We start from the raw sequence: 26903 nt of genomic DNA on the forward strand, positions 1-26903 counted from the left end.
CGCGCCGCTGACATTGCCGGTTAAAACACCGCCCGCTATCGCATGAAGTGCAATTTGTCTTTACTTAAATTAGTTACTATTTTATTTGCTAATTTCTTTTTTAAATTACTTATATCAACATAAGACATATTCATATTATTTACCACCTTCTTGATTAGAAGTGGTTTTTTCGCTCTCCCTACTTACGTTTTTCCACTCTCCATAAAAAGGTGGATCAGGCTCAGTTAAACACCATAATTCATCAGTTTCTTTATTAATATACCATGATTTAAAAAAACCATAACTTACCACACCAACAGGTGCTTTCGTTAATTTAAACAAACCGGATTCACATATATTTTTTTTGAAATCAAAAAAATCATCCCAGTTATTAAATTCTAATCTTGGAGCATAACAAAATTCACTCATTTTAATTTGCTCCTCTTTTACTCTCCATAGAAATCAATTAAAAAACCAAATATAACTCACCAATATAGCATCTTCACTTGAAAAAAGCTTTTGATAAATATTCTATCGATACTATTCCTTAACTGTGGACAAAGTCTTATACCTATCATATTCCCAGAGGAAAAATTTAGATAAATTATTAGCAACCTCATACCAGTTTTTCCCATCACAAAGATTAATGCATTCGTTTATATATTTCAATATTTTGTTAAAATCATAATCATCAACTAAAATGGTATTATTTAAAATAACTGGTTTAACATTATTTAACCTTACCCACTCCAATGTACATATAGACACATCAAAATAATCCATTGCCTCACCATCAATCCCACCAATACCTAATAACAATGTTATATGAAAAACATCATTATTAATAGGAATGTATTCTGCTGGTGAAAACTCACCAAACAAATCAGTTATTAATTTTAATTCAGCTTTCATACTAATTCCCTATAATATTTAAATGCGCATTTCCATTTTTTTCTTTTTGATTTGTAACAGGATTTATTTTATATGTTTCAAAGTTAGCTTGAACTCCAGTTTCAACATAGTCAGATTCTTTTACACTAGGAAATCTGTATCCTCTTAATTTATCTGCGCTATTCCAACCTATTATAATATTTTTTACTTTTACATTGGTAAAATCATCTCCAATCATTCTTCTTCCTGAGAACATTAATATCAGTTTGATTGTAATATATTCTAAATAAATTACCCGACACACCATCAAACAGCGTCTATTTTTGATCACATAAAATCAATCCTTGCATTGATAATTTTCATATTCCCAAGAGAAATATTTTCTTAACTTGATCAACACGTCAGACCAAGACTCACCATAAATAGAATCAATAAAATTTTTTATGGATTTTTCTATGTCATCAAAATCATCAAAATCATCAAATATAAAGCTCCCTCCTCCAAACACCATTTTTTTCTCTTTAACCCAGCCAGTATTGAATACATCAACATCAAAGAAATCAGCTCCATCCTTCCCCTTTTCACCTATAGATAAACATAGTGGAATAAAATAAGATGAATCTAATAGCGCATTTTGAGCTTCATCCTTGTTATGGATGTAACCATTAAAATCAATTCTTTTTAATTCTGCAAAGACATACATATTTAATCCTTAATATTAATATGTAAATTACTTTCTGTAATAAACTTACCGTCTTTCATATGCCCCCGTTGGAAATTAGCTTGAATTCCTGTTTCTGCATATGCCGAATATTTTTTAACGCTAGGAGAGCGATATAATCTTGTTCCATCTGCACTAATCCAGCCATTACTAGTTTCTTTTGCCATATCACCAACCCACTCTTTTGCAAGTTTTTTAACCTCTTCCCTAGTTATGTGTCCTTTTTGAGTTAAATTTCCTTTCCCTAAAGCTGCATGTTCTAAAATAGAATTATTTTTTACAATATTATTTAAATTTTCTATCTGCAATTGTTCTTTTAATTTTGGATAAAGGACAACATTTTCTGCACCGCTTGAAATTTTAGTGGTCTGATTTTCATACCCTACTGTTTTATCAACAACAGGCAACTTCTCATTTGCACTAACACCTTTCGCTAAAGGTGATAGCATATTATCGACTGATTTAACCGCAACCGCCCCGGCTTTTGCCGCCGGCAGCACTTCCGCAACCACCGTTCCACCTCTGACTAACGGTACAAGTGCGGTTTCGGCAGTCATCTCTTTGCCATACAGGGCATTAACATCCGCCTGATTGTAATGCGTTCTCAGTAAATCGCCTGATGCACTATCAAATGTTGCCCATTTTTCTGTTGCGCAAGCCGTCGGATGTTTTAAGCATTCCGATAAACTGTGAGCCAAATTGCCGGTGACGCCTCGGAGGGTTTTTGTCGGTGAGGTTAAAACTGCCCTTGCCGCCTCGCTAAGCGCATTACCGCCGTCTTTCACTCCCTCAAAAACAAGATTATTCTTCACTTTCGGCACAAGGGTATTCGTCAGCAACTGATTGTTTTCTCGATTATACCTTGCGGCTAAATCCGAATATTTCCCAATAGAATAATACTCGTCACGTGAAGCACTAAACAGGTTTTGTTGCTTGCCGTCGCTGTTGATAAAGCTCACCGCACCTGTAGAAGATCAAGCGTGATCTTCTACAAATCATCTCTTCAACAAATAATGAAATAATTACCATTTTTCTACTATTTCTAATACTTCAGGATCTTTCGAATATTTTTTAACATATTCCTTCATACTTATTGTTTGTATCCAGTATGGTTCAGCCTCTGCAGGTAAATTATCATAGAATTTATCAGGTAATAATTTTTCAAATATGTGATAAGGCGTTGTAACTATACTGACTTGAATTCTACCTATAGATTTATCCGAGCAAGAACTTTCTTGCAGAAAAAATTCCTCACATACTTCATAAAACGCCTTAAAATATCGACAATATAAATCCCTTATTAGCTCATGTTTTTTTAAAAAATCGTTCTCCAACTTTTTCATTAAGCTATATGCAGCATTAATTTCGTCAAATTTTAAATACCTTTTATATAGTCTATCCGATATTAATTTGTGTCTAACATCACAGTTTATCAATAAAAACTTAATTAAATCATGAAAGAAGTAATTCATTTCAACTCTAGGAGTATTAGAAATAGCTACGAGAGTCAAAGGACCTCTAAATCCTGCCTCTATCATCATTCACCTCTCAAAATACTAATATTTTCAATTTTAATTATATAATTAGTATCAATCATCAGCATTTTATCCACGTGACTACGATTAACCATTCTATTTTTCAACCTAAACATTCTCAGCCTGATATTCATATAATCACTGGTAATTTTATCAAGAGAAATTTGACTTTTAAGCTAGCAAAGATAATTAAAAACTAAGCATATTCCTCTAATTTAGCAAAATAATCTTTATAATCAGGATTATTACCTTTAAATTCTTTTAGTGACTCCAATAAATAATTCTCACCATTAAAATAATGTACATTCCCTCCATTTTTCAACATCAATTCTAATAGATCCAATCTATTAGGGTAACGAATACTCATTCGAAGCGGAATAAGATTATCTTTATTGGGAATATTTGGGTTTGCCCCTGCCTTTAATAACGCAATCGCTCCATCTACATTCTTTGAACGCATTGCATAATGTAATGGGGTCATGCCATACATATCTTGGGCATTTACATCTACGCCATGATCAATATAAAATTGAACCACACTGAGCGGTGCCGCAGATAAAAGATTGCAACGGTGTAACCAATTCCATTTTTCTTTTGGTGTTTTTTCCAAGATATCCAACTTTTTTTCTTCAAAAAATAACTTTTTTAATAATGATAAATCTTCTTCTCTGTTTGCTGCTGTAGCTTGTAAGTCAAAGTCTTTTTCATATAATTCTTGATATCTTTCTTCAAAGGTCTGATTTTTATTTTGTTTAGCCATAATTATTCTCCTGTTGCTCTAAACTTTTTCATATCATCAATAATATCATTTAGATTCCCATTACCCGGCATTTCATCTACATGACTACGGTTAATTGACATATTTTCCAACCTAAAATTATCTGGTCTGGCATTCACATAATCATTAAATTCTTGTCGGGAAAAATTTAATTCATGAGCCGCCAAAGATAAACGTCGATGTTCCCAACCGTAAATATGACCAATATCTATCGGACCTTTGTTATAACCCATCAATTTTTTGATTGATAAATTATCAGTCTTACATTAGAGAAATTAAATCAACAAAGTATTAAATTAATTATTCTATAGTCACCCAATTCTTTCCTCAATATATTTTCATTTCTATCAAGAAATATATTAACAATCTTATCATAATCACTCTTTAACTTATTTTTAGAGTAGCTATGATTTAACCATTTGATCGTATAGCCATCCAATAGACCTATATAGTCTTTTAATGCACTTAAATTTCTACCAAAATAGACCCCAAAATCTGGATTCTGACTACATAATTCATTATAAAAATCAGCTTCACAAGAAATATTATTCCCATTTAATATTATTTCCACTTACCAATCTCCTTAAAAGTTTTATAATGGTCTGTCGTTATATATAAGTAACCATCATTAGAATATAACAACCTTGTACCCGGTTGTTTATTTCTACTTATATTATTATCTATCCCTAGATCCGCTTCATACCATATTCTTTCTGATGTAGATGGTAATAAATTAAGATTATTATCAAAAATATCACCACCTAACTGCCCCTGCTTGAATGGTTTTCCAGATTGCCAACTATATACTTTTTCAGCAATATCTTTAGTTACATAATTATCAGGTAATTTCCCTGTATTCTTTAAGCTATCTATTAAATGATTAGCCGCCTGCTGAGTTTTTAAATCTAATTTTAGTGCTTCATAGATTGCTGCATTATGTGCTTGCGGGTTAAATTCAACTACCGGATACTCAGTTGTTTTTCCAACAACAGGCAATTTATCATTCGCACTAACACCTTTCGCTAAAGGTGATAGCATATTATCGACTGATTTAACCGCAACCGCCCCGGCTTTTGCCGCCGGCAGCACTTCCGCAACCACCGTTCCGCCTCTGACTAACGGTACAAGTGCGGTTTCGGCAGTCATCTCTTTGCCGTATAGGGTATTAACATCCGCCTGATTGTAATGCGTTTTCAGTAAATCCCCTGACGCACGATCAAATGTTGCCCATTTTTCTGTTGCGCAAGCCGTCGGATGTTTTAAGCATTCCGATAAACTGTGTGCCAAATTGCCGGTGACGCCTCGGAGGGTCTCTGTCGGTGAGTTTAGGGCTGCCCTTGCCGCCTCACTAAGTGCATTACCGCCGTCTTTCACTCCCTCAAAAACAAGATTATTCTTCACTTTCGGCACAAGGGTATTCGTCAGCAACTGATTGTTTTCTCGATTATACCTTGCGGCTAAATCCGAATACTTCCCAGTGGAGTAATACTCGTCGCGTGAAGCACTAAACAGGTTTTGTTGCTTGCCGTCGCTGTTGATAAAGCTCACCGCACTTGATGACGGCACGTCGCCTTTTATACCCGAAACCGATGACAGGAAACTGTCCGCCGCCGTATCTTGGCTGTCTATCATCTTCGACCAAGCATAATCCACCCGTTGTGCCGCCCGCTCAACCAAGCGTTGCTCCGCTTCTGCCACGCTAATGCCTTGCTCTTTGGCAAAGGCTGCCGCATTATCCCGTATCCAATCCATTTCTCTCGGGTGCAACTGCCGGTTATGCCAATCGGTATTGCCGCCTGCGCTCACCGCTGCCGTCCCGCCGCCGGTTGCCGCCCCTATCGCCATACCGGCACCGATATCTAATACCGCTTTGCCCACATCGCCCAGCTCTTGACCCAGCACATTCAAGTGCGGTGCGGCTGCCGAGGTTGTGCCGCTTGCCACCGCGCCGCTGACATTGCCGGTTAAAACACCGCCCGCTATCGCATGAAGTGCGGTTCGTCCCGTGCCGCCCTCTTTCCATAAGGCGTAGTTCGCTTGGTTTTGTTCAAGATAAGCGTCTGCTTGTGCAATTTTGTTTTTCAGCACGGCACGTTTGTTCGGGTCAGTTTCGTGCTTGAGCGCTTGCTCTGCTTGCGCTTTAATCCCTTCCGTCACTTCATAGGCTTTGACATCACCCAGTTTTTCGGCGGTATATGCCACGCCCTGTGCCGCGGTTTTTCCAAAACTTTCTGTCGTTGTCCGTTGAATATCCAGCTCTTTTTGCAAGGCGTCTTTATCAAATTGGTTGCTCACCCTGCCTGAGCGCGCTACCGCACTTTCCGTGGTGATATCCGTTTGCAGAGCGCGCAATGCCGTTTCTGCGCTTTTGCCTGTGCGGGTTTGCTGTGCAACACTGTCGGTTATCTCAATATTGCGGGTGTTGATACCACTGCGGGTGACACCGCCGGCACTGCTGCTGTCTGAACCGAAACCGATTCCCATGCTGACGTCGATTTTGCCCTGACCGCCATTCGGGTCGCCCTCTTGTTGGGCATAATTTTGACCCTGCGGAGCTAACTTCACGCCGCCGACTTCTTTAGCGCTCTCGCCGCCGCCGACACTGAAACCGCCACTCACTCCGAGCGTACTGCCTTTGTAATTGGCATGGTTTTCAATATCCCGAGAACCTATCGTGCCTGTGCGGAAACGGTTTTTTCCCTCCGATTCCGCCTGTGCCGTTGAGGTGATTAAGCCGCCGCTCAATTCAGTATGCCCCTTCACCGCCACTTGGTAGCCGTCATCCCCGGCAAAAATGCCGGATTGTTCTTGCACACCGGCAATTATTAAATCACCGCCGATAGACACACCATCACTAAAGCGCACAGACTTACCTACCGCACTTCTGCGCTCAGAAGACGTTTTCGATTTTGCCAATTCCGAAACAACGATAAATTGTTGCTGGGATTGGCTGAAAATTATGCGGTAGGTGTTTTTGTTCATTTATATATCCATTAAGTCATAAGGGACATCACCTGTTTCTAGAAATATAGAGAACACTTTTATTACAAAGTCAAAATCATCAATAATTGCAGAAGATGGATACATTTCACCATCGCCATCAAACATAACTAAATTAGGATTATAAGGAGTATCCAATTTTGTTCTAACAACTAAATCTCCATCATCTAAATATTCTGCTAATGTAAGTAAATATTGATTTGGAGGATAAGCGATAACTCGTATGCTGGACACACCAAAATCTGGCTCTGGAAATATCTCTAACCTAGCTTCACCTTCATTGTTTTCTATATAACTTATAATATCAATAATATCCTTAATAGGATTCATAAATGTTATTTTTTTTTCATGGCATGCTATAAACCAAATAGAATTAATTTTATAAGAGCAAGAAAAATAAATATCTTTATTCATTATTTTCACCCTTAATATGTTTAATAGAACTTTGTCCTTGAGTCCAATGATAATTTCTAATTATTCCTTTTTCATCAACAGCTCTAACAACTACTGATTTTAAACCTGCTTTCTGAGCTGCTAATGCAATATCTTTTTTACAAAAATCACAAACATCACGCCCTTGAACATTAATAGTCATATTTTGACCTTGTGTTCTGCCTTCATTATAGGCTTGTTGAATTGTTCCTATTTCAGCATGAGCCTCTGCCATGTTTGAATTTGGATATGGAGTACCGTCACGTTGAGGCGGTTTATTTCCAATATCGTCAGATATCAGCGTTGGCACTTTATGATCCGCTAAATTATTTGCCCTAGCTTTTTGATTGGTATCAATATAAATCTTGCCATTTAACTCAGCTCTAGCAATTACCTCTGCTTTATCTAAATTTGACCCACTGGCTTTAAGAGATTCATTAGATAATTGAATTTTTAATGGGACAGCCGTTGCATTGTTTTCTGCCCCGATCGAAATAGTAGTGGTCTGATTTTCATACCCTTCTGTTTTTCCAACAACAGGCAGTTTATCATTCGCACTAACACCTTTCGCTAAAGGTGATAGCATATTATCGATTGATTTAACCGCAACCGCCCCGGCTTTTGCCGCCGGCAGCACTTCCGCAACCACCGTTCCGCCTCTGACTAACGGTACAAGTGCGGTTTCGGCAGTCATCTCTTTGCCATATAGGGCATTAACATCCGCTTGATTGTAATGCGTTCTCAGTAAATCGCCTGACGCACTATCAAATGTTGCCCATTTTTCTGTTGCGCAAGCTGTCGGATGTTTTAAGCATTCCGATAAACTGTGTGCCAAATTGCCGGTGACGCCTCGGAGGGTCTCTGTCGGTGAGTTTAGGGCTGCCCTTGCCGCCTCACTAAGTGCATTACCGCCGTCTTTCACTCCCTCAAAAACAAGATTATTCTTCACTTTCGGCACAAGGGTATTCGTCAGCAACTGATTGTTTTCTCGATTATACCTTGCGGCTAAATCCGAATACTTCCCAGTGGAGTAATACTCGTCGCGTGAAGCACTAAACAGGTTTTGTTGCTTGCCGTCGCTGTTGATAAAGCTCACCGCACTTGATGACGGCACGTCGCCTTTTATACCCGAAACCGATGACAGGAAACTGTCCGCCGCCGTATCTTGGCTGTCTATCATCTTCGACCAAGCATAATCCACCCGTTGTGCCGCCCGCTCAACCAAGCGTTGCTCCGCTTCTGCCACGCTAATGCCTTGCTCTTTGGCAAAGGCTGCCGCATTATCCCGTATCCAATCCATTTCTCTCGGGTGCAACTGCCGGTTATGCCAATCGGTATTGCCGCCTGCGCTCACCGCTGCCGTCCCGCCGCCGGTTGCCGCCCCTATCGCCATACCGGCACCGATATCTAATACCGCTTTGCCCACATCGCCCAGCTCTTGACCCAGCACATTCAAGTGCGGTGCGGCTGCCGAGGTTGTGCCGCTTGCCACCGCGCCGCTGACATTGCCGGTTAAAACACCGCCCGCTATCGCATGAAGTGCGGTTCGTCCCGTGCCGCCCTCTTTCCATAAGGCGTAGTTCGCTTGGTTTTGTTCAAGATAAGCGTCTGCTTGTGCAATTTTGTTTTTCAGCACGGCACGTTTGTTCGGGTCAGTTTCGTGCTTGAGCGCTTGCTCTGCTTGCGCTTTAATCCCTTCCGTCACTTCATAGGCTTTGACATCACCCAGTTTTTCGGCGGTATATGCCACGCCCTGTGCCGCGGTTTTTCCAAAACTTTCTGTCGTTGTCCGTTGAATATCCAGCTCTTTTTGCAAGGCGTCTTTATCAAATTGGTTGCTCACCCTGCCTGAGCGCGCTACCGCACTTTCCGTGGTGATATCCGTTTGCAGAGCGCGCAATGCCGTTTCTGCGCTTTTGCCTGTGCGGGTTTGCTGTGCAACACTGTCGGTTATCTCAATATTGCGGGTGTTGATACCACTGCGGGTGACACCGCCGGCACTGCTGCTGTCTGAACCGAAACCGATTCCCATGCTGACGTCGGTTTTGCCCTTACCGCCATTCGGGTCGCCCTCTTGTTGGGCATAATTTTGACCCTGCGGAGCTAACTTCACGCCGCCGACTTCTTTAGCGCTCTCGCCGCCGCCGACACTGAAACCGCCACTCACTCCGAGCGTACTGCCTTTGTAATTGGCATGGTTTTCAATATCCCGAGAACCTATCGTGCCTGTGCGGAAACGGTTTTTTCCCTCCGATTCCGCCTGTGCCGTTGAGGTGATTAAGCCGCCGCTCAATTCAGTATGCCCCTTCACCGCCACTTGGTAGCCGTCATCTCCGGCAAAAATGCCGGATTGTTCTTGCACACTGGCATAATCCGCATTTATCTTCGATTGGTTATAACTCGCCGAGCCTGATACGCCGTAGCCTACCGTGATTTGACCGCTGACATTTTGTTGCTTGCCTTTATATTGCAAGCTGTCTTGTAAGCTGGCAATCGTTAAATCGCCGCCGATGTCAGTGTGTACCCCTTTGCCACGCACCACCCCGCCGACAATATGCGTGTCACCGCCGCTGATGATTGTGGTGTTGCTCTCTTGCAAACCAACATGGCTATTGACCCAAGTGCGCTCATCACCATTGCCGTAGCCTCTGCCTACATTACCTCCGGCAGTTACGCCAAAAGCAAAACCATCACTGCCATAGCTGACGGCAACGCCCGCATTCCAACCCTGTGAGCTGTTTTTGCTTCGTTCTTGATGATTCTGCTCGGCTGCCGCAATATCAATTTTACCTGCCGTTTGCAGCACCGTCCCCTCAAGTCCGGCGACATCCGAGCCTTTGATATGAATATGCGAGGTGTCTTTCTCTCCCGTCGTAATCAGCAACGCTTTGCCGCCGGCATGCAACTTACTGCTGTTTGCGGTATTGCCTTGCGTATGGGTTTGATTAATATTTTTCTGCTCGCCATAGGTGATGGAGACACTGACATTTTGTGCTGGCATGTCACCATTCGCCAGCCCTTCCCCTAACGCTTTCAAATCTTTACCGGCTTTATAACTGTCCCAAGCCGCATTAGCCGCGCCCATTGCATTAATACGATCATTTTTGCTGCCGCCGATGTTTTTCACCGTTTCTACCGCACTTTGTACGGCTTGTAACGCCGGCACATTCACTGCCACCGTCAAACCTTTTTGTTCAAAAGTATATTTTTGATCGGTTTCATATCGATCATCCGCCGCGGTAATATTAATCCGTTTGGCTTGAACCTGAGTATCACCGGCAACCGAGGTCACGGCACTGCCACGTTGCAAATAGTCCTTTTCGGCAACCACCAACATATCGCCATTCAACGTGCCGACCTGGCTAGCGCGAGAATAATATTTGCGGTTATCCGTTTCCAAGGTGGTTTGGCGCGAACCAATCGTAAAACCAAACCCTCCGCTGCTCATTACTCCTTTTTTCGTGGTTTGGCTGAAATTCTCCTCTCTCATTCGATTTTCCGCTTCGACAATCGATACATTTTTGCCCTGAATCAACATCGTATCTTCAGCAACGACATCACTGCCGATAATCTTGACATCGCCTTGTTTGGACTGAATCAATATCTTTTTCGCATCAATTTGCGAGCCAACCGCCAAATCATAATCGTGATCGTGTTTTCTGATTTCCGTGGTTTTACTCAACAACCCCTTACTGCTGGTTTTAGACGCAGAGGAGAGTTGTTCTGTTTGCCGGGCTTCCTCAATCCGGATATTACCCTGCGAAGCAACAAGCAATTTCCCGTCGCCGTGAATCTGATTACCACGAATAACAACCTCGTTTTTGCCGGTCAATATCGCGTCACCATTAAAATTCAATTGATTACCGACTTCTGCCGTTTGATGCAGTCGATAGTAGTTGTCATCATTAAAATTATAGTGTTCTTTATTTTCGGTAGTCAGCGTGCCTAAATTCAATTGATTGCCGGCATTAATCGTCGTTTTACCGGCAATATCAAAAGTTGCGCCTTTAATGGTAATATCCTCTTGGCTGCGGAAAATCAGTTCGCCGTCATGGTCGTTCAACCGCACTTTGGCGAGTTGATTTAAGCCTTTTTTATAAAACTCACCGCTGTCTTCGGTTTCAGACAATGTGCTTTCAATCTGGATATTTTTTGCCTGTGCCGACAGTGTTTTATCCGCCAGCCAACTGCCGCCGAGGTTTGTCAGATCCTGCCGGGCTTCCAGCAATAACTGCCCGCCTTGTAATGTACCGCCCAGATTGCGGATATTCTCCGCCGACAGTGCGGTCAACTGCCGCCCGGCAATCACACCGCTGTTTTCAATATCGCCGGTGGTATTGGCTATAATCCGGTTGGCGGAAATCACCGCGCCGCGTGCAGTCACATCGCTATCCCGCGCCACAATATACACCTGCGGCACCAATACGGTGCTTGTGCTGCCGTCGGCTAACCGCACTTCGCGTTTGACCAACCAAACCATATCCGTTGTCAGCTCTTTCATTTGCGCTTCGCTCAGCGCTATGCCGGGAATTAAGCCAAACTGTTCGGCATATTTGATTCCGCTATCCATCAAGGCTTTGTATTGCTCATAATCCGATTGGTAATTGCCTAAAAAACGCCGTCCGGTCAATTGATTAATCTGTTCATTAATCAAACGTTGCTCATAAAAACCGTCCCCCAAACGTTTATGCATATTGGCATGATCGCTACGCAAAGCATCAAACATATAATCAGAACTGAGCCATTGGCGACGGTTGGCAAATTGCGGATCGGTTTCCACCAAAACATGACTGTTTGTCGCCGGATTAATTTTGTACAAACTCGCCTGCGGTAGGGTGAGAATCGGGGAATAGGTTCGGATTGTAAAGGTGTCGAACACAGTCTGTACGGTTACTTCACTCAATGATTTGGTATTGAGGGTAAGAGTTGCCGCTTGATTTGCCGTCTGCGTTTGAATCGTTTTATTTATCTGTCCCGACACTGTCTGCCATTTTTCCTGTGCCGATTGCGCATAGTCAAATACACCAAGCTTAATTGATTTATCCGGTATCTGTGGTGCATAACGTCTCGTCGCGGTATTCGTCGTATCGGCATGATCGATACAACCTACAAGCGGAATATTTTTTACACACTTGCGTCCTTTGGTTTTATGATGCACTTTACCTAACTCGGTTGTTCGTTCGATACCCGGGGTTTCTATATTGTCAATAAACTTTCCCGCTTCGGATAAAAAATGACCGGCAGCAATAATTTTACTGTTTTGATTAGTGACATTGCCTGCGCCAAAATCAATATTACCACCGCTTAAAATGCGTCCTTCCGCATAACGTGGCGGTAAGACCTGCGTGCGTTCGATAACTCGCGTATAGTCATATTCCATCCAGTTCTCATGTTCACCACCATCAGGGGTTTTTAATGCATACAAATCACGGACTTTTGCATTACCAAAAAGACCGCCTCCACCTTGATTATCCTTTCGAATCACTTCAACGGAATCAACGCCTTTTCGCCAGCGTTGAGAAGCCGCATCTAAGCTGTATTCGTAAATCGACGTTCGAGAAACTTCTTTAATTTCCGTTTCTAGATACTGATGCAGATTTTTTACATTAGCATGATTAAAAACAATATTGCCCAACGCTTCAATCACGCCGTTTGCATTCGTAATAGTTGCCCCTGCACCCGTAGCATTATTTCTGTCATTTAACCGTGTACCAAAATAAAGATGTCCTAAACTAAAAATTATTGCGCCATCTTTATTGATGATCTTATCACCGGCCAAATCCAACTGCTCTCGCGCCGCTATCGTCGCCGATTTCGTCTCATCGTTTACAGTTTCATGATCATTTCGCAGTGTCGTTGCTTGGAGCGAGAGGTGCCCGCCATAAATCCGTCCTGTACCGATATTATCCAACTGTGTTGTTTTAAGCACGTTGACATCACCATCAATCAAACCGCGATTGATAATATGCTCGGCGGAAATATATGTATTCATTGCGCTAAGTTCCCGACCAAATGGATTATCAAGCTGCTTCGCCTTGATATGCAACCCCCTACCAGTAATCAGCTTTGTACGATTATTAAAATTACCATCAAGCGAGAGATTCAGAATACCATCAACTTGAAACGCCTGATTTAAGGTTAAATCCTGTCGATGCACAATATCCGCATCCGCTTGAGTTTTGATATTACCTTCATTTATGAAACGATCTAAATGGAGTGTTAAATGACCTCGACTTTCAATCTGTCCTTGCTGGTTATACAAGGCAAGCAAATCTCCTTGTAAAGCCAACTCATCCAGTGAGAAAATTTCTCCATCGCGATTATCCAATGTTTGTCGAATATTCCCCTCTAAGCTTGCCGTACTATAAATACCGCCCCTCTTATTATTGACCGTCTCGGTAAAGAAGTCTAAATCATATGCTAATATCCCTTGCTTTGGTTTTTCTGTAGTCGCTTTGGTATCACGATTATCCAAATGTTTGGTTGTCAACTTTAACTGATTACCAGCCTGGATCAGAGAGCCGTTATCCGAGATTTTCCGATTATTAATAACCTCCGTAGCAACAATAGCAAGTTGCTGCAATGACCGAATAACTCCGCCTTGATTATCAAGCGCGCCGGTGAATAGTTGAAGCGTCTTATCCGCAATCAGTTTGCCCTGCTTATTGTTCAAGGCGTATTGTTGGCTATCCAGTTGAATATCAGATAAGCTACTGACTATCCCTTGTTGATTATGAAAATCAGCCGTTGTCATCACCATTCTGCCCCCACTTTGTACCAAACCACCCTGGTTATTCAATACACCGCTGTTCAGTGTGAGGTTCTGTTGACTGCTGAGCGTGCCCTGTCGGTTATTCAACCCGCCCTGTTGGGTGTTTAGGTTAAGATTCGCGTTGGCTTCGAGTAATCCCTGCTGGTTGTTCAGCCATGCCGTTTTCAGATTGATATCGCCGGCACTGCTGATTTGCCCTTGCCAGTTACTTAATCCTCCTTGCAAATCAAGGTTGAAGGCTTGTGTGCTGCGTTGCTGCCAACTGCCGCCGTCATTGTTGACAGTGTACGCCTGAATATGCAGTTGCTCGGCATTCAGATTCGCCCCTTGGGTGGAAAGTGCGGTCGGGGTGCGGAATTCAGCACTGGTTTCACTGCGGATGATACTGTTGTCCGCAGTAATCGCACCACTGCGCGCTTCGACCTGTAGGCGGTTGGCGCTGGTTTGGCTATTATTTAAATCAATCTGTTCGGCTTGTACGCTAATCTGCCCCGACGCCAGATTCTGCCCCTGCGCCACCGCACGTTGCTCGGCGGTTAAGGTCAGGTTTTTACCACTTTCGCTTGCCGCATTCAGGGTTTTGCGTTCACCGTTTTCGGTTTGTTCAAAGCGCACGCCGGCGGCAAGCACGGCGGATTTTCCAGCTTCAATCTGGTTGGCTTGGTAGGTGATATCACTTTCGGCGAAGGTTTCGCCCTGCTGGGCTATCTTGCCTTTTGCCTGCAACCGCACTTTGCCCTTGCTTTGTGAATCGCCTTTGGCAATCACGCTGCCGCGTTGGTCGATACCTTGGGTTTGGCTTTGCAGCTGCACATCACCTTGTTGCGTATAAACCGTGCCGCGGTTTTCTATTTGATGTTTTGCACTCAGCTTGACGTCTTGCTGTGCGCCGACAAAGCCGCTATTGACAATCTGCCCCTGCGAATCAATCCGCACATGGCCTTGGGTCGCGCCGATATGCCCGGCATTGCGCACGCCCAAGCCCTCTTCGGTGCCGACCAAGTGGATTTTGCCGGCATACATCCCGCCCAATTCCGATACGTCCACCGCATAGCGCACGGTTTGTGCCGGCTGTTCCGTGTCGTTTTGTTTGCTTTTATGAATGACTTGCACCGATTGATTGTCCGCCGAGACCTTGTTTATGCCGGTGGTGACTTTCAGTTCTTTCGCCCAAATGCCCGCATTGATTTCGGTTTCTCGCGCAATAATATCGGTGTAATCGGAACGGCTGGTGTCCATGCCGCGCCCGGAAACGGTGACTTTGCCTTGCTCGACTTGATAGCCTTTCACCATCCCGTTTTCCAGTTCCACCTTGCCGGTGGTCAAGGCGGTGCGGCCGGCGTTAATCGTGCCGCAGCCTTCGCAATGAATGCCGGACGGGTTGGCGATAATCACCTCGGCACGCTTGCCGGCGACTTCGACATAACCTTTCAGTTGGCTCGGGTTGTTGGAATTGACTTCATTCAGAATCACCTTGGCTTCGCTGCGTGCCAGATAGGGATTGCCCTGCACCCACCCGCCTTGTTCGGTTTGCACTTCGGTGCGGCTGTTGTTCAGAATCGCGCCTTGGGTATCGACATCGAACTGTTGGTATTTATTATGCGACAAGCCTTTGTCATTCGGGGTTTGGATATTCACCTGCGGCAAACCGTTCGCCGTTTGCAATATAATCGCCTGCTGGTTTTTCGGTGCGCTTTGGTCGGCGCGAATTTGCAGTTCATTGGCGGAGACATTGCTCACCAACAAAAAGCCCAACACGGTAAATAAACTGAGATTGACCGCACTTAGCCGCCAGCCTTGGGTTAAAAAAGTAAAACGGCCCACCTCCTCCGCAACCATCTGTCCGCCCTCGCCTTTGGCTTTGCCCTCGCGGGTGGCCATTTCAGACACCACAACCACACGTTGTTGGCTTTTGCTGAAAATCAGGCGGTAAAGATGCTTGTTCATAGGATGTTCCTTTTACGTTTACTGTTTTCTTCTTTTACTACTTTTACTACTTTCTTCTTTTTTACTCTGGCGACTTGGATTAAAACTGATAACTCAGACTAAATCCGGTGGTTACATGGCCGGTACGGAAACCTTGCGGCTTATGAATAGGCGTACCGATAAAATACGCATAATCCAAGCCCCACAGATTACCGCGCAAACCGACCGCCCCGCCAACCAGATGACGACCCAGAAGCTTGGCCGTACTGCGCCCGCGCACCACACCTTTGTCGATGGCAAGGTACAGCTCATGTCCGCTTGTCATCACATTCCACGCCAATTCATTGCGCCATAACCAGCCGCGGTCACCGCTTAAGGTCAATTCGCCGTCAAAACCGCGCACCGTGTAACGCCCGCCGATACTCAAGCGGTCTTGCGGAACAAGCGGGGTTTTGTTCCATTGCCCGCGCCAACCGGTACTCAATTGCCACGGCTGTTCGCCCAGTTTGAACGGTTGCTTGAAGCTGATTTCGGCACTGATGATTTTCGGGCGCGACGTGCCTTCGCCATGCGCCTCTTCCGGCGCCGCCAGCGAACGGTTGGCGCCGGTGCCGCGTTTATAGTCGAAGGAGAAATCTAAGGTGGCACTGCCGAGATATTCACGGTGATTCAGCCCGATTTGCCAACCTGCCATGCGCCGACGTTGCACATCGATTTCCGACCGATCCACAAAGTTCGCGGTGCGGCGATGCCAGACACCAACTGTCGCCGTCGTTTTGCGGCTGCCGTCACGATATAACGTCCGGGAAAGGTTGGCATTCAAATGGGTGCTTTTGCCGGCATATTCATAATCGGTGAACGGGCCAAACACCGTTTGGTGGTAATCATATTGTGACCCGGACACGCTCAACAGCCAATTTTTCCACGGCACGCCGTAATACAGGCTGGTATTGTTGCTGCCGCGCGCACCGTCATCATCGCTGCCGCGTTTGAAACTGTGTGTAAAAGAAGCGTAAAACAGATCGTTCAACGACAACATGTTTTCAATCGACACCGTTGCCGTGCCCTGCAACCGCCCGGTCGCTTTGCTGCCGCTATCGTCCAACGATAAAGACAAGCGATAAGGAAAGCGCTGTTGAAAATCAATCTGCAAATCACTTTCGCCCGGCTGCGCGCCATCGCCTTGCGCCGGGATGATTTGGATATCGGCATCGGCGTGCGGCGGGCGTTTCAGGTTTTCCAAGCCCTGTTCGATAGCGCGGATATTCAATAACGCCCCGCTTTTCGTCGGCAACGCAAACCACACCGTTGCCAACGTCGCCTTAGGATAATCGCTGTTATCCCGTAATTGAATTTGCCTTACTTTGCCGGGAATCACGGTGAGAATCAGCTTCCCGCTGCGTAAATCCTGCGGCTGCACCAACACCCGCGTGGTGACAAAACCCTTTTCGATAATCGCGTTTTGAATCCGATTAATCAGAATGCCGATGCCTTCACCGCCGATACAATGCGGCAGGGAAAAATCCCGTGCTTGATACACCGCATCCAACGCCCAATCGAATTGGCTTCTCGGCGGTCGTACACCTTTTAAAGCGTATGCAGTCATGTCAGTTTGGGTAAGTTCGAGGTTAGTCAGGTAAAGTTCGGAAATGGTCAGGCATTGGGCTTCGGGAATTAACAGGGGGCGTTCTTGAGTGGTTTCGATATCGCTTTGAAACCGCACTTCCGGATGATTGATTTGTTGCCGTTGAATTGAAAGGGTTTGTTCCTGCTGGCGTTGTTGTTGTCGGGCGTCCAAATCCATTTGATTTCGAGTTTGCTCGGTGTTTTGCGCAGGCGGCTCTACGGCTGATATTGATGAAGAAAAAACGGTAATAAGAAGAAAAATAACACTGATTTTAGGTAAAAAAGATTGAATATTGCGATATAAAAGCATGATCTTATCCGGATAATTTATTCAAAAAGCGTTTTAATTTAAATAAAATACACAAAAATGTAAAGGGAAAACACTTCATTTAAGTAACCCGACTGAATTTATTAACACCTAATAAACAAAGCAAATAAAAAAATCATGCCGTGATAACCTATTTTTAACCGGACAATCTACTCCCGCAAACTGGCAAACACCACTTCCGCCATTTTGCGCGAAATACCCGGCACGGTTGCCAGTTCTTCGATACTGGCGGTTTTTACGCCTTGCATACCGCCGAAGTATTTCAACAATGCTTGGCGGCGTTTGCTGCCGATACCTGCGATCGATTCCAAACCACTTTGGGCGAAGGCTTTTTGCCGTTTTTTACGATGTCCGCCAATGGCATGGCGGTGGGATTCGTCGCGGATATGTTGGATTAAATGCAATGCCAAGCTGTCGGTCGGCAGATGTAATTCGCGATCTTGTCTGCTGATAATCAGTGTTTCCAAGCCGGCTTTGCGCTCCACGCCTTTGGCGACACCAATCAACAGTGGTCGGGTTTTATCCCATTCCACGTTCAGATTGGCGAATACCTCCAATGCACGATTCAACTGCCCTTTGCCGCCGTCGATAAAGATAATATCGGGAATTTTTTCCGGCTCTAACGGTTTGTTATAGCGTTTGAGTAACGCTTTTTCCATTGCGGCGTAGTCGTCGCCCGGCGTTATGCCGCTGATATTAAAACGACGGTAATCCGCTTTATAAGGTCCGTCTTGATTGAACACCACGCACGACGCCACGGTCTGTTCGCCCATGGTGTGACTGATATCGAAACACTCCATGCGTTTGATTTCACGCAGCCCTAACCGCTCGCATAATGCTTGGTAACGTTCTTTGATCCGTCCGCGCTGTTTGAGCTGATCGGTCAGTGCAATGTCGGCGTTCATTTGCGCCAAGTGTAAAAATTTCGATTGTTTGCCTCTGGCGTTATCCTGAATCGTGATCTGAAACCCGGCTTGCCGGCTAAGCAAGGTTTCAAGTGCGCTTTTTTGCTCCAATTGGCGATTGGTGATAATTTTTTTCGGAATACTGCGCCCTTGTGCACCTTGCAAATAAAACTGTCCGAAAAACGTTTCGCTGACCTCATCAAGTGCGGTATGGCTCGGAATTTTCGGGAAATAACTGCGGCTGCCCAGCACCTTGCCTTGGCGGATAAACAGCACATGGATACAGGCAATCCCATGCTGATAGGCAATTGCGATAATGTCCAGATCGTCGGTATTTTGGTTGGAGACAAATTGTTTTTCCGTCACCGTACGCACCGCTTGGATTTGGTCGCGATATAGTGCGGCTTTTTCAAAATCCAGTTGTACGCTCGCCCGTTCCATTTGCGCCACCAGATGTTGCGTCACCTGTTGATCTTTGCCTTGCAGGAACAGACGCACATAATCGACTTGTTGGTTGTAGTCTTCATCGCTGACATAGCCGCTGACGCAAGGCGCGGAACAGCGCCCGATTTGGTATTGCAGACAAGGACGCGAACGGTTGCGGTAGGTGGTGTCTTCACATTGGCGCACCGGAAACAGTTTTTGCAGTAATGATAAGGTTTCCCGCACCGCGCCGGCATTGGGATAAGGCCCGAAATACTCGCCGGCGATTTTGTGGCTGCCGCGAAAGGCGGTCAAACGCGGGTGGCGTTCTTTGGTCAGCAAAATAAACGGATAGGATTTGTCGTCGCGCAGCAGTACGTTATATTTCGGTTGGTATTTTTTGATGTAGTTATGTTCGAGCAGCAGCGCTTCGGTTTCCGAGTGAGTCACAGTCACGTCAATCTGGGCGATTTGTGCCACCAACGCTTCGGTTTTTTTACTGGTGAGATTTTTACGAAAATAACTGGAAAGGCGTTTTTTCAGATCTTTGGCTTTGCCGACATAGATGATTTCGTTGTCATCATCATACATGCGATACACACCGGGCTCGGTGGTAACTTCGGCAAGAAAGCGTTTGGCGTCAAACATAGGGTGCGTTTTATATTAAATCAAATTTTCCCTCCCTCTGCAGGCGGAGGAAGGGAAATCGGCTATTTCAAAAAGTTATTCAATACCGATTGAATGCCTTTTGACAACAAATCGTTATCGGCATTTTTATCCAACGCACCGTTCGGACTGAGTTTGTCCACGATTTGCGGCAGAAATTGCGACAGCAAATCCGAGGCTTCCGCTTCGTCTTTCACCCCGGCTTGTTGTGCCGCTTGCTGCAACTCTTGTTTGCCGAACACATCTTCGATTTGGGTCGGAGAAATGCGTTTGTTTTCCCCGGTTCCCAACCAAGATTGCAGCAGATCGTCCAATCCGCCTTGCTGGAATTTGGCTAGAATGCCTTGAATGCCGCCTTGTGAAACCAACAGCTCATTGATAACCGCCATTGCCTGCCCTTGTTTGCCGGCTTCGCCGCCTAACACACCGGAAACCACTGAACCTAAGATTTTGTCTAACATAATTTTTTCCCTAATTACTTACTTAAAATTTGACGAACCTTTTCCAGATCCTCAAACGTATCCACGCCGACCGCCGGTACTTCATTTGCCAACGCCAGATGAATTTTTTCGCCGTACCACAACACGCGCAGTTGCTCTAACGATTCAATCTGCTCAAGTGCGGTCGGCTGCCACTCGATATATTGCCGAATAAATCCGGCACGATAAGCATACAGCCCGATATGGCGCAAATAGCTGCTTTTTGCCAAATTCAGCTCGGCTTTGCTGATCTCGCCTTTGTTCAACGCGGCAAATTGATCGCGATCCCACGGAATCACGGCGCGCGAGAAATATAATACAAAGCCGTTTTGATCGGTCAGCACTTTGACCACATTCGGATTAAACAGCTCTTCCGCGTCGTCAATCTTGACCGCGAGGGTTGCCATTTTCACCGGATTGTCGGCTAAATTTTCTGCCACTTGGCGGATAATCGCCGGTGGAATCAACGGCTCGTCGCCTTGCACATTGACAATAATCTCATCTGCCGCCAAACCGCACTTTGCCACCACTTCGGCTAAACGCTCGGTGCCGGAATTGTGTTTTTCCGACGTCATGCACACCTCCGCCCCGAAACTACGCGCAACCGCCGCCACTTCGGCATGATCGGTGGCAATAATAATTCGCTCGGCACCGGATTTTTGCGCTTGTTGCCATACATGTCGGATCATCGGTTTGCCGGCAATATCGGCAAGCGGTTTGCCCGGCAAGCGGGAGGAGGCATAACGCGCCGGGATAATCACACTAAATTTAGTCATATTGCTTATTCCTTCTCCGGTTCTATGGCAACGCCGCTTTCCGGCAGCAACACCGGAATCCCGTTTTCAATCGGATAGGCCAATTTTTCAAATTCGCAAATTAAGCGCTGCTGTTGTTTGTCATACTGTAATTTGGCATGACAGCGCGGACAGGCAAGCACCTGTAACATTTTATTATTCACCTTTCACCTCTTGCATAATCTTCGCTACGATTGTATTGATTGTCGGCTCCAGTTCGGCTTCCACCGGCACATACCACCAGTTTTCGCGCGCAAATTTATGGCATTTCACTGCGTCTTTCTCGGTCATAAACAAGCTCTGCTCTGCTTTGGTTAAGTTGTTGAGCTTTTCTGGCGACAACTTGGCATGATCGACAAACGCTTTCTGTTTCACCACATTCAAGCCCAAGCTATTCAGCATATTAAAGAAACGTTGCGGATTGCCAATTGCCGCCATGGCAACAAGCGGTTGTCCGATAAAATCGCTTAGCCGGCGTTCTTCTTGCGTCAGCAAATTGACCGCCACGTTGGCCCGTAAGCGCATTTGGATTTCCTGTGCCTGTGCCGCCGCGCCATTGCACACCACCGCATCAGCTTGTTTCAAGCGGCTCGGTAATTCGCGCAACGGTCCGGCAGGCATCAAAAAACCGTTACCGAAACGCCGTTCTCCGTCGACAATCACCACTTCGACATCGCGTTGCAACGCATAATGCTGCAAGCCGTCATCGCTCAAAATCACATCGATATGATAAGCTTTATGCAATAATTCGATACTCCGGCGGCGGTTGGGGGAAACCGCGATCTTTGCGCCACTACGCCGCGCCATCAGCACCGGCTCATCGCCGACTTCCGCCGGATTGGAGTTGGGATTGACCAGTTGCGGATAATTTTTGACTTCATTATTGCCCGGCACATAGCCTCGGGAAACCACGCCGACTTTCAAACCTTGCCGCTGCAATTGCCGCGCCAACCAAATGGTAAACGGCGTTTTGCCGTTGCCGCCGACCGACAAATTACCAATCACCACCACCGGCACCGGCGCTTTCCAGGATTTAAAAATGCCGGTACGATACGCTGTGCGACGAAGTGCGGTAATGCCCCAAAACAACAATGACAACGGCGCAAGCAACCACGCAGACATACGCGCCCAGCGATCTTTTTGGTACCAAAAATTCATATCCACGCCTCTATTTTCTGATTTTTGTGTTTTGCGGTGATTTTTCGCTTATTGACTAAATTGCAATTTATGCAGTTGGGCATAAGCCTTACCCGCCGCCAACAATTGTTGATGACTGCCGCGCTCAATCACTTGCCCGTGATCAACCACCAAAATTTCATCGGCATTCTCAATCGTCGATAAACGGTGGGCAATCACAATAATGGTGCGATTATGGCGCAAACCGTCAATTGCCGCCTGAATGGCACGTTCGGATTCGGTATCCAACGCCGAAGTCGCTTCATCCAAAATCAACACCGTCGCATTGCGCAATAGGGCGCGCGCAATCGCCAAGCGCTGGCGCTGTCCGCCGGATAACATCACCCCGTTTTCGCCGATTTCGGTATCCATGCCTTGCGGCAGGCTTTCAATAAACTCCAACGCGTGCGCCGCTTTTGCCGCCTCGATAATCTGCTCACGGCTATATTTTTCGGCGGCGGCATAGGCGATATTATTGGCGACGGTGTCATTAAACAAATGCACCTGCTGCGACACCAGCGCGCAATGTGTGCGCAAATTGGCAAGGCTATATTCTTTAATATTGTGCCCGTCAAGCAGAATTTCGCCTTGTTCAATATCATAAAAACGGGTTAATAAATTGGCAATCGTCGATTTGCCCGAACCGGAACGCCCGACCAGCGCCACGGTGCTGCCCGCTTTCACCTCAAACGAGACGTTCTGCAATACATTCTGCTCTTTGCCCTGATAATGGAAAGAAACATGCTTGAAGCTGACATTGCCGTCCACTTTCTCTTTTTCCAAACTGCCCTGATCTTTTTCGGTCGGTAAATCCATAATGGAAAACAACGTTTGACACGCTGCCATACCGCGTTGAAATTGCGCATTAACATTGGTCAGCGATTTTAGCGGACGCATCATCGCCAACATCGAAGAAAACACCACGGTAAACGAACCGGCGGTCAGATTCTGGCTCATAATGCTCGGCACGGTTGCCAAATACAGCACGATTGCCAGCGCAAACGAGGCGATCAGTTGCACCACCGGATCGGAAATCGCCGATGCCATCATCATTTTCATGCCTTTGCGACGCATATCGTTGCTGACATGGTTAAAGCGATCTTCCTCTACTTTTTGCCCGCCGAACGACAGCACCACCTTATGCCCTTTCAGCATTTGCTCGGCGGAAGAGGTCAATTCCCCCATCGAAGTCTGCATATTTTTGCTCAAGCGGCGGAAGTGTTTCGAGACCACACGGATCAGCACCGCAATCATCGGACCGATAATAAACAGCACCACCGACAATTGCCAACTGGTGTAAATCATCACGCCTAACAGCGAGAGTAAATAAGCCCCCTCACGCACAATCGTGACCAAGGCGCCGGAGGAAGATGACGCAACTTGCTCCGAATCATAGGTAATACGCGACAGCAACTTGCCGGAAGAATTATTATCGAAAAAGCTGACCGGCATATACATCATGTGTTTGAACAAGCGGCGGCGCATGGTCATAATCACCTTGCCCGATACCCACGCCAAACAATAAGTGGAAATGAAATTACTCAACCCGCGGAAGAAAATCAGCACCACTACAAACACCGCCATCCATTTCAGGAAATCGGTATCGGCTTTGCCGAAGCCGTCATCCAGCAACGGTTTCAACATCGAAATCAAGGCGGCGTCAGTTAAGGCGTTAATAATCAAGGCGATAGCGGCGGCGATCAAGCCCGATTTAAACGGCAGGATCATCGGCCATAGGCGTTTGAAGGTTTTGGCGGTAGAAAAGTCTTTATCTTCCATTTTCACGGATTCCAATACATTGTTATCGCTCCGGTTTGAGATTATCGAGCGTAAAATTGGCTTATTCTAACTGTATTTCTTTGTCTAAGCCAATAATTATCTGATACCATGGCACAAGGCGGTTGCGGACGGTGTGAATTTGCCAGCGTCCGTTTTGCACCGTTATCCTGATTTGCCCGTCAAGTGCGGTGTTGTAAACCGCACTTTTCATCTGTTGCAAACGCGCCAATACCGCCGAATGCGGCAAACGCCATCGATTATGCAATCCACTGGAAATCAGGGCTATTTTCGGTTGCAGTTTAGCCAGCCATAACCAACTGCTCGAACTGTTACTGCCATGGTGTGCCACTTGCAACCAATCGATTTTGCCGATTTGTGCCGCCAATCTTTTTTCGGTCTCGACCGCAATATCGCCGCTTAATACAAACCGCAGTTGATCACGCCCGACCAGTAACACACACGAATCCTGATTTTTCGCGGTTACAACCGTTGCCATCGGCGCCAGCGCTTCAAATTCAAACCCTTGCCATTGCCAGCGAACGCCCTGATGACAAAACCGCCGCCGCTGCGCGCCATAATCTTTCGTTGAGGCTTGGATCAACAGCGCATTTGGAAAAGCATTAAGCAGCGCGGGCACACCGCCGGCATGATCGTTGTCGTCGTGGCTGACGATAATTTGCTGCAAATTCAAGCCTTGCCGCCGCAAATAAGGCAAAATTTCCGTTTCCGCCATACTGCCGCCCTGCCACGCTTGCCCGGTATCAAACAGCGTCGCTTGATCATCACTCACCAACAACATCGCCAAGCCCTGCCCGACATCCAGCATTTCCAAGCGCCAGTCCGCTTGGCTGAGTGGCTTGAACAGCAACAGGCTTACGGTTATCACCGCCGCACCGCCGCTTAAGTATAACGCGCGGCGAAATGCCGCCTGATTGGGCGTTTTTAGCACGGAAAAATCCAAAGTGCGGTAACGATGAAACAGCAAACAGAATACCACGCCAAAACAAACGGATAATATTAGCTGTTGTTGCTGATTGGATAGCGTTAGGTAAGCATTCGGCAACTGCGCCAAGAGGTGTAAACTCCGCTGCAAAACAATATCGACGATTTGCCACAACCAAACCGCATTAAAAAAGAAATTCAAGCATAACGCCAATAAAATCAGCGGGACTAACACAAGACTGAAAATCGGCACCAGCAGCAGATTGCTCCACAATGCACCTAACGGCATGGCATGAAAAATGAAAATTTGCAGCGGGGTAAACAACAGCAATAAGCCGAGTTGCAAATGCACTAAGCCCAACAACCAATAGACCGCACTTGGTACGAATTGCCGCAACCCGCGCCCGCGCCATTGCATATTGCTTAACGGAAAAAAGGCGTAATAAAAACACAAGATCAACACAGCGCCGCAAGAGAGCCAAAAACTTTCATTCAGTACGCTCAAGGGATCGAGCCAGCTCAACCAAGCCACCACGAAGAGTAATAATTTCCACGGCGGCAAATAAATGCGGCTAAAAATCAACAACAACCAAAACGCATACGCCCACAACGCGCGTTCGGTCGGAAGCAAAAAATCCGCTAAATAGGCATAAAAAACCGCCGCGCTTAACGCAAACAAGTGCGGCAGGCGGTGCGAAACCGCACTTGGGGTTGCAAATAGGCGTATCGCAATATATTGCAGTATCCGCGCCATGCCCCACACCAATCCCGCCACCAACCCGATATGCAAGCCGGAAATCGCAATCAAGTGCGCCGTGCCGCTTTCACGGAATAACTGCCAATCCTCACTGTTCAGCCACGCCCGTTCACCGAATGCCAACGCCAACATCACGCCTTGATAAGGCAAATGTTCCGTTTGTTCAATCGTGCGCGCCAGCAAACGTTGCCGCCAATTTGCTTCGCTACGGATTAACGCCGCCTGTTTCACCGTCGCCGAAGCAAACACCGATTGCGACAATAACCAGCGCTGGCGGTTAAACCCGCCTTCATTCAAACGTGAGCTGAGCGGACGCAACGTCAAGCGCACTCGCCAAATGTCGCCTAATTGCGGGGATTGTTCGGCTTGCCAATTCAAATGCACTTTCTGCTTGCCTAACTGATACGCCGTCAAATCCACCTCCGCCACCAGCTGCAAATTGGGCGACAATTGGCGCAAGCCGATAATTTTCACCTGATTTTCCAGCGCGGTGTGTTGTAGTTGCGCGATTTTTTCCCCCTGCCGCAAAACCTCATTCAGATAATGCTGCTGATAACCGGCGAAAAACAGCAGACAGCCCCCAAACCAAAAGTAAGTGCGGTAGCGATAATATCGACGCAGCCATGCCGGCAACAACAAACCCAATGCCGCGATAAACAGCAGCGGATAATCCGCAAGCCAAGCCGCCGGAATAAAAAAGAGTTGACACAGACTTAACAACCAACAGACGGCAAGATACGATAATTTCATTAATTTAGTCATTTCCACAGGTTCACAGAAAAACAGTGTGAAATAACAAAAGCCAACTAGAATAGTAGCTTAGATTATTTTTGCGATCTGGATCGCAAAACATAGATTTTATTTACTTTTTTAACCACTTGTTTTTTAATGGCTTTATCCGAATGACTAAAAATCATACCGCTGCAACCCGCTTTTTATTTGCCAAAAGAATTAACATCTGCTATTTATATCGCCTTTAAAAAGGCATGAAATT

General features: G+C 45.8%; 20 protein-coding genes. All 20 read right to left on the reverse strand.

Annotation, left to right across the window (positions count from 1 at the left end):
* Positions 1-135: 135 nt before the first annotated feature.
* The 20 genes from ACWA5Z_RS11090 to ACWA5Z_RS11185 all read right to left on the reverse strand — a co-directional run bounded on the left by ACWA5Z_RS11090 (position 136) and on the right by ACWA5Z_RS11185 (position 26659).
* The gene (locus tag ACWA5Z_RS11090) at positions 136-408 is read right to left on the reverse strand and encodes a hypothetical protein (RefSeq protein WP_431052363.1); all 273 of its coding nucleotides are present in this window, start codon (positions 406-408) and stop codon (positions 136-138) included.
* Between the two features lie 111 nt (positions 409-519).
* A complete protein-coding gene (locus ACWA5Z_RS11095) occupies positions 520-891 on the reverse strand; it encodes an Imm8 family immunity protein (protein WP_431052365.1) in 372 nt (123 codons plus the stop codon).
* 1 nt (position 892) lies between these two features.
* Positions 893-1108, reverse strand: a complete 216-nt coding sequence (locus ACWA5Z_RS11100) for a hypothetical protein (protein WP_431052367.1) — start codon at positions 1106-1108, stop codon at positions 893-895.
* A 99-nt stretch (positions 1109-1207) separates the two neighbouring features.
* On the reverse strand, positions 1208-1573 hold the full coding sequence (locus tag ACWA5Z_RS11105; protein WP_431052369.1) for an Imm8 family immunity protein: 366 nt from the start codon (positions 1571-1573) through the stop codon (positions 1208-1210).
* A gap of 2 nt (positions 1574-1575) precedes the next feature.
* The gene (locus tag ACWA5Z_RS11110; protein WP_431052371.1) at positions 1576-2550 is read right to left on the reverse strand and encodes a hypothetical protein; all 975 of its coding nucleotides are present in this window, start codon (positions 2548-2550) and stop codon (positions 1576-1578) included.
* A 63-nt stretch (positions 2551-2613) separates the two neighbouring features.
* On the reverse strand, positions 2614-3132 hold the full coding sequence (locus ACWA5Z_RS11115) for a hypothetical protein (protein ID WP_431052373.1): 519 nt from the start codon (positions 3130-3132) through the stop codon (positions 2614-2616).
* A 190-nt stretch (positions 3133-3322) separates the two neighbouring features.
* Positions 3323-3886 carry an ankyrin repeat domain-containing protein gene (locus tag ACWA5Z_RS11120; protein ID WP_431052375.1) on the reverse strand — a complete coding sequence of 188 codons (564 nt, stop codon included), beginning with the start codon at positions 3884-3886 and terminating at the stop codon, positions 3323-3325.
* A gap of 2 nt (positions 3887-3888) precedes the next feature.
* The gene (locus tag ACWA5Z_RS11125) at positions 3889-4137 is read right to left on the reverse strand and encodes a GH-E family nuclease (protein ID WP_431052377.1); all 249 of its coding nucleotides are present in this window, start codon (positions 4135-4137) and stop codon (positions 3889-3891) included.
* A 47-nt stretch (positions 4138-4184) separates the two neighbouring features.
* On the reverse strand, positions 4185-4475 hold the full coding sequence (locus tag ACWA5Z_RS11130) for a barstar family protein (protein ID WP_431052379.1): 291 nt from the start codon (positions 4473-4475) through the stop codon (positions 4185-4187).
* Positions 4466-6886, reverse strand: coding sequence for an ESPR-type extended signal peptide-containing protein (locus tag ACWA5Z_RS11135; protein ID WP_431052381.1), 2421 nt, complete (start codon positions 6884-6886; stop codon positions 4466-4468). The genes ACWA5Z_RS11130 and ACWA5Z_RS11135 overlap by 10 nt, the downstream gene beginning before the upstream one ends.
* Positions 6887-7318: a DUF6911 family protein gene (locus tag ACWA5Z_RS11140; RefSeq protein WP_431052382.1), complete on the reverse strand. Its 432-nt coding sequence runs from the start codon at positions 7316-7318 to the stop codon at positions 6887-6889. It lies immediately after the preceding gene.
* Positions 7311-16055 (reverse strand): two-partner secretion domain-containing protein, encoded by an 8745-nt coding sequence (locus ACWA5Z_RS11145; RefSeq protein ID WP_431052384.1) that lies wholly within the window; start codon positions 16053-16055, stop codon positions 7311-7313. The genes ACWA5Z_RS11140 and ACWA5Z_RS11145 overlap by 8 nt, the downstream gene beginning before the upstream one ends.
* A 79-nt stretch (positions 16056-16134) precedes the next feature.
* Positions 16135-17970: a ShlB/FhaC/HecB family hemolysin secretion/activation protein gene (locus ACWA5Z_RS11150; RefSeq protein ID WP_431052386.1), complete on the reverse strand. Its 1836-nt coding sequence runs from the start codon at positions 17968-17970 to the stop codon at positions 16135-16137.
* Between the two features lie 167 nt (positions 17971-18137).
* The gene (gene uvrC, locus ACWA5Z_RS11155) at positions 18138-19964 is read right to left on the reverse strand and encodes an excinuclease ABC subunit UvrC (RefSeq protein WP_431052388.1); all 1827 of its coding nucleotides are present in this window, start codon (positions 19962-19964) and stop codon (positions 18138-18140) included.
* Positions 19965-20026: 62 nt separating this feature from the next.
* Positions 20027-20443 carry a YidB family protein gene (locus ACWA5Z_RS11160; protein WP_431052390.1) on the reverse strand — a complete coding sequence of 139 codons (417 nt, stop codon included), beginning with the start codon at positions 20441-20443 and terminating at the stop codon, positions 20027-20029.
* A 14-nt stretch (positions 20444-20457) separates the two neighbouring features.
* Positions 20458-21237 carry a 3-deoxy-manno-octulosonate cytidylyltransferase gene (gene kdsB, locus ACWA5Z_RS11165; RefSeq protein WP_431052392.1) on the reverse strand — a complete coding sequence of 260 codons (780 nt, stop codon included), beginning with the start codon at positions 21235-21237 and terminating at the stop codon, positions 20458-20460.
* Positions 21238-21242: 5 nt separating this feature from the next.
* Positions 21243-21419, reverse strand: a complete 177-nt coding sequence (locus tag ACWA5Z_RS11170; protein ID WP_431052394.1) for a Trm112 family protein — start codon at positions 21417-21419, stop codon at positions 21243-21245.
* Complete coding sequence (lpxK, locus tag ACWA5Z_RS11175; protein WP_431052396.1) at positions 21412-22413, reverse strand: tetraacyldisaccharide 4'-kinase; 1002 nt, start codon at positions 22411-22413, stop codon at positions 21412-21414. Before lpxK ends, ACWA5Z_RS11170 begins: the two co-directional genes overlap by 8 nt.
* Positions 22414-22461: 48 nt before the next feature.
* Positions 22462-24210, reverse strand: a complete 1749-nt coding sequence (gene msbA / locus ACWA5Z_RS11180) for a lipid A ABC transporter ATP-binding protein/permease MsbA (RefSeq protein ID WP_431052398.1) — start codon at positions 24208-24210, stop codon at positions 22462-22464.
* 61 nt (positions 24211-24271) lie between these two features.
* On the reverse strand, positions 24272-26659 hold the full coding sequence (locus ACWA5Z_RS11185; protein WP_431052400.1) for a DNA internalization-related competence protein ComEC/Rec2: 2388 nt from the start codon (positions 26657-26659) through the stop codon (positions 24272-24274).
* Between the last annotated feature and the right edge of the window lie 244 nt (positions 26660-26903).

It is taken from the genome of Testudinibacter sp. P80/BLE/0925 (assembly GCF_053570785.1).

What these genes read in the sequence shown, in the direction of transcription:
- ACWA5Z_RS11115 (WP_431052373.1), bottom strand. Translation starts at nt 3,132, where the DNA reads ATGATGATAGAGGCAGGATTTAGAGGTCCTTTGACTCTCGTAGCTATT.
- ACWA5Z_RS11100 (WP_431052367.1), bottom strand. Translation starts at nt 1,108, where the DNA reads ATGATTGGAGATGATTTTACCAATGTAAAAGTAAAAAATATTATAATA.
- ACWA5Z_RS11135 (WP_431052381.1), bottom strand. Translation starts at nt 6,886, where the DNA reads ATGAACAAAAACACCTACCGCATAATTTTCAGCCAATCCCAGCAACAA.
- lpxK (WP_431052396.1), bottom strand. Translation starts at nt 22,413, where the DNA reads ATGAATTTTTGGTACCAAAAAGATCGCTGGGCGCGTATGTCTGCGTGG.
- ACWA5Z_RS11160 (WP_431052390.1), bottom strand. Translation starts at nt 20,443, where the DNA reads ATGTTAGACAAAATCTTAGGTTCAGTGGTTTCCGGTGTGTTAGGCGGC.
- ACWA5Z_RS11185 (WP_431052400.1), bottom strand. Translation starts at nt 26,659, where the DNA reads ATGAAATTATCGTATCTTGCCGTCTGTTGGTTGTTAAGTCTGTGTCAA.
- ACWA5Z_RS11125 (WP_431052377.1), bottom strand. Translation starts at nt 4,137, where the DNA reads ATGGGTTATAACAAAGGTCCGATAGATATTGGTCATATTTACGGTTGG.
- ACWA5Z_RS11090 (WP_431052363.1), bottom strand. Translation starts at nt 408, where the DNA reads ATGAGTGAATTTTGTTATGCTCCAAGATTAGAATTTAATAACTGGGAT.
- uvrC (WP_431052388.1), bottom strand. Translation starts at nt 19,964, where the DNA reads ATGTTTGACGCCAAACGCTTTCTTGCCGAAGTTACCACCGAGCCCGGT.
- ACWA5Z_RS11095 (WP_431052365.1), bottom strand. Translation starts at nt 891, where the DNA reads ATGAAAGCTGAATTAAAATTAATAACTGATTTGTTTGGTGAGTTTTCA.
- ACWA5Z_RS11145 (WP_431052384.1), bottom strand. Translation starts at nt 16,055, where the DNA reads ATGAACAAGCATCTTTACCGCCTGATTTTCAGCAAAAGCCAACAACGT.
- ACWA5Z_RS11105 (WP_431052369.1), bottom strand. Translation starts at nt 1,573, where the DNA reads ATGTATGTCTTTGCAGAATTAAAAAGAATTGATTTTAATGGTTACATC.
- ACWA5Z_RS11140 (WP_431052382.1), bottom strand. Translation starts at nt 7,318, where the DNA reads ATGAATAAAGATATTTATTTTTCTTGCTCTTATAAAATTAATTCTATT.
- kdsB (WP_431052392.1), bottom strand. Translation starts at nt 21,237, where the DNA reads ATGACTAAATTTAGTGTGATTATCCCGGCGCGTTATGCCTCCTCCCGC.
- ACWA5Z_RS11150 (WP_431052386.1), bottom strand. Translation starts at nt 17,970, where the DNA reads ATGCTTTTATATCGCAATATTCAATCTTTTTTACCTAAAATCAGTGTT.
- msbA (WP_431052398.1), bottom strand. Translation starts at nt 24,210, where the DNA reads ATGGAAGATAAAGACTTTTCTACCGCCAAAACCTTCAAACGCCTATGG.
- ACWA5Z_RS11120 (WP_431052375.1), bottom strand. Translation starts at nt 3,886, where the DNA reads ATGGCTAAACAAAATAAAAATCAGACCTTTGAAGAAAGATATCAAGAA.